The organism is bacterium (assembly GCA_027622355.1).
Classification (GTDB): domain Bacteria; phylum UBA8248; class UBA8248; order UBA8248; family UBA8248; genus JAQBZT01.
Genome location: JAQBZT010000324.1, coordinates 1 through 2,862, shown reverse-complemented (window position 1 = coordinate 2,862; position 2,862 = coordinate 1). Strand labels below are relative to the sequence as shown.

Genomic DNA, 2,862 nt, shown 5'->3' with positions numbered 1-2,862 from the left:
ACGATCAACTGGAGCCCGTTTGCACAGATGTCCTCCGGCGTGATCGGCAGCTCCGAGAGCGAGGGCGCGATGACCGCGACAAAGACGGGGGCGGGAAAGCGCGGGAAACGGCGCGATTTCGGCAGCCGGGGTTCGGTTTTCGGGTGCATGGCCCTCTCCGCTGAGATGATGCGTATTCAGAAGAAACTCCGCGCTTTGATAACAGCATTATACTACAAGACCCGCGCCCCGCCAGGGGGCCCCCTCACCCCAACCCTCTCCCCCACCCCGCTCGAACTTCGTTCGGCGGAGACCCCAAATGAAGGGAGAGGGCGCAGAAACCTGCCCATGGCAAATTGCTAATTACCCCGAAATATATGCATTTCCCCCAAAAGTTCGAATTTACCGAGATCGGTTGTGGAGAATTAATTTGAGGAGTGAGGCAACGAAACACCTGATCTCAGGCTAGAATTACTAATTCGCCATGCACATGTTGCTCGGCAATAACCGGATGCCCGCACGGGCCGTTCGGGCGGAGGAGCGGTCCGCGAAGCGTCTTGAATTTCAGCGTCCGAAGGGAGGAGCAGGAAATGTCACTGAATTTGCGGGAGTTCTGGACGGTGGCGCACGGCATGATCTTCGGCGCCATCTACCTTCTCGCCTTTGCGGGGGGGTTGGCGGGTTTATGGAGCATGCGGGGGAAGCTGCTGACCACCGAGGGTGTGGGTGAGCGCCTCGGCCGGATGCGGCTCGGGATGTGGGTGATGACGGTCATGGCCTGGCTCACGGTCATCAGCGGCACCTACATCGTCTACCCGTGGTACCGGGCGCCCATTCCAGAGAGTCCGCGCTCGAAGCTCGTCGCCGATGTGGCCATGAAGGCCTGGCATTCCTTCGGGATGGAGTGGAAGGAGCACTTCGGCTGGTTCTCGCCGATACTTGCGACGGCGGTGCTTTACATCGTCCTGCGCTACGGCGATAGCCTCTCGGAGCGGGACGATATCCGCAATGCGGTGACGGTGCTGTTCGTCGTGGCGTTCCTGGGAGCGGCCGTGGCCGGGCTCTTCGGGGCATTCCTGAACAAGGTGGCCCCCATCCTGTAAGGGGGGGCTGCGGGAGAATATGAAGATGGCGAATCAAAAAGTTGCTTCGGGACCGGCGGCGGCGGCGGCTCTGACGGCGTGCGCGGCGGTCTTTCTCATCGGGGTGCTCACGGTGGTTGTCCACGCGAGCAAGGCGGTTGGCGGCATGCTGAACTGGTGGAACCCGGCGGGGCCCCTGACCGGAAAGACGGGCCTGCCGATCATCTTGTGGATCGTGGGCTGGGCGGTCCTGCACAGCGCCTGGAAGGAGAAGGAGGTGGATTTCGGGAAGATTTGGAAAATCTCCCTCGTTCTCCTGGCCCTGGGGCTTCTGGGGGTCTTTCCGCCCTTCTTTGAGGCCTTCTAGGCATCTCGCACAAGCGCCCCCCTCCCGGCGGGAGGGGGGGATGAATGCCTCCCTCTCTCCCCGGGGGAGGTTTTTCTCTTTCCCTGATCGGTTTTCCCTGTCGCTCAACCCCTCGCCCCTTTCCGGACCTGCGTGCAACTTTGCGGGGCGGCGGGCAATCTCCCTTCCGCTTTGGCGGCGGGGGGCTTCCGCGCTAGAGTTGGGGGGATTCCGCACAAAGACCCGGCCCTCCCGCTCTCATCGGCGCGCGTGCGGGCGCCGGCAGAACCGTCCCCCGCGGGGGTGCGCCGTCTTTCATGAGAGAGGAGATGCGGCATGAGCGAGGCGTTGACCGATCGGCAGAAGGCACTGAAGGAGCAGTTCATCAAGGAGCGCGGCTACTGGAGCGATGAGCTGTGGGAGCCGGTCCTGAAACTCGACGTCGATTATTTCGAGGCGTACCTGAACTTCTCGGCGGTGCCCTGGCGCCACGGGGTGCTCTCCCCGAAGATGAAGGAGCTGATCTACATCGCGATCGACGCCTCGACGACCCACCTCTACGAGCCGGGCCTGGGCCAGCACATCCGCAACGCCCTCAAGTACGGGGCGACGAAGGAGGAGATCATGGAGGTCTTCGAGCTGACGAGCGTGCTGGGCATCCACACGGTCACGATGGGGGTGCCGCTGCTGATGAAGGAGCTCGAGAAGGCCGGGCAGAGTCTCTAGGCGGCGCGGCCTCGAGTGTCGTGCCCCAGAAATAGGTTTCAGAAGTCAGCGCCGGAAGCAAAGAATGTCATTCCGAGCGCAAGCGAGGAATCTGTTTTTGAAACAAGCAGATTCCTCGGTCGCTGCGCTCCCTCGGAATGACAAATTTGCCAATGGTCTTATTCAAGGTATTTCCGGGACACGACAACAGGGGCTACTCCACCCCCTTCTTCATCAGCGCGCGCAGGCTCGACTTGTCGAGATCGGCGACGGAGCGGCCCAGCTCATTCTTGCCCTTGAAGACGAGGACGGTGGTCTGCCACCTGACGCCGTGCGCGCGCAGGAATTCCTTATGGTTGTCGAAGTTGACCTGAAACGCGGTGGCGCTCTTGAGCCCCGGCTCGTGGATGAGGCTCAGAAGCAGCGGCAACTGCCGCTTGCAGGTGCTTCACCAGTCGGCGTGGACGGCGACGAAGATGGTCTTGCCGGCCCGCTGGGCGGCCGCGAAGGCGCCCTTCTCGTAAGGGGTCCAAGGGTGCTTCGCCCCGGCGGGGGCGGCGATCATGAGCGCGAGGGCCAGAATGGCCGGTATCAAGAATGCGGTGCGGCGCATCGGGGTGGTTCTCCTCAAAATTCGGCGGCATTCGGGGGGCAGAGCCCCGCCCGGATAGTACAACAAATCCGGGTCCGAAATCTTCCCCGCTCCCCCGCCCGTGGACGGATTTCCGCCGATTCGCCATAATTCCCCCG

5 protein-coding genes are annotated in these 2,862 nt (G+C 62.4%); 3 read left to right on the top strand and 2 right to left on the bottom strand.

The window, feature by feature from the left end; all coding sequences use genetic code 11:
- The first annotated feature begins 569 nt into the window (after nt 1-569).
- From O2807_14200 to O2807_14190, 3 genes are all read left to right on the top strand, one after another.
- Nucleotides 570-1,082 (top strand): hypothetical protein, encoded by a 513-nt coding sequence (locus O2807_14200; GenBank protein MDA1001654.1) that lies wholly within the window; start codon nt 570-572, stop codon nt 1,080-1,082.
- A 25-nt stretch (nt 1,083-1,107) separates the two neighbouring features.
- Nucleotides 1,108-1,428: a hypothetical protein gene (locus tag O2807_14195; GenBank protein MDA1001653.1), complete on the top strand. Its 321-nt coding sequence runs from the start codon at nt 1,108-1,110 to the stop codon at nt 1,426-1,428.
- Nucleotides 1,429-1,743: 315 nt separating this feature from the next.
- Complete coding sequence (locus O2807_14190; GenBank protein ID MDA1001652.1) at nt 1,744-2,133, top strand: carboxymuconolactone decarboxylase family protein; 390 nt, start codon at nt 1,744-1,746, stop codon at nt 2,131-2,133.
- Nucleotides 2,134-2,326: 193 nt separating this feature from the next.
- Here the strand turns inward: O2807_14190 and O2807_14185 are convergent, their stop codons facing one another.
- Nucleotides 2,327-2,542: a hypothetical protein gene (locus O2807_14185; protein ID MDA1001651.1), complete on the bottom strand. Its 216-nt coding sequence runs from the start codon at nt 2,540-2,542 to the stop codon at nt 2,327-2,329.
- Between the two features lie 18 nt (nt 2,543-2,560).
- A complete protein-coding gene (locus O2807_14180; protein ID MDA1001650.1) occupies nt 2,561-2,725 on the bottom strand; it encodes a hypothetical protein in 165 nt (54 codons plus the stop codon).
- Nucleotides 2,726-2,862 lie beyond the last annotated feature (137 nt).

Excerpts from the sequence above, each read along its gene's own strand:
- O2807_14200 (MDA1001654.1), top strand. The coding sequence starts at position 570 with ATGTCACTGAATTTGCGGGAGTTCTGGACGGTGGCGCACGGCATGATC.
- O2807_14195 (MDA1001653.1), top strand. The coding sequence starts at position 1,108 with ATGGCGAATCAAAAAGTTGCTTCGGGACCGGCGGCGGCGGCGGCTCTG.
- O2807_14190 (MDA1001652.1), top strand. The coding sequence starts at position 1,744 with ATGAGCGAGGCGTTGACCGATCGGCAGAAGGCACTGAAGGAGCAGTTC.
- O2807_14180 (MDA1001650.1), bottom strand. The coding sequence starts at position 2,725 with ATGCGCCGCACCGCATTCTTGATACCGGCCATTCTGGCCCTCGCGCTC.